Here is a 231-nt window from a genome sequence, read left to right on the forward strand (position 1 = left end):
ATATAACTCGAATCCACTAACCAGAAAACAGTATTAACATTTAGTCCATTCTTAAACAGAAAAGAGCCGTCAAAATCATTATTGTTACCACTTTCATCTTCGTAACGATATAAACTTGCACCCGCTCGAGCGCTTAGATCTATCCATTTACGGCGATTGGACTTGTAACTCAACCCTAAACCTAGCTCACTACCTTGAATTAAATCCCCAGAGATAATATCTGTAATGGCA

General features: G+C 37.7%; 1 protein-coding gene. It reads right to left on the bottom strand.

The genetic code is table 11. The annotated features are described in order from the left end of the window. Positions 1 to 231, bottom strand: a 231-nt coding sequence (locus tag Q4528_RS16525) for a hypothetical protein (protein WP_303522886.1), incomplete at both ends; no start/stop codon positions are given.

It is taken from the genome of Staphylococcus pasteuri (assembly GCF_030547725.1).
Classification (GTDB): Bacteria; Bacillota; Bacilli; order Staphylococcales; family Staphylococcaceae; genus Staphylococcus; species Staphylococcus pasteuri.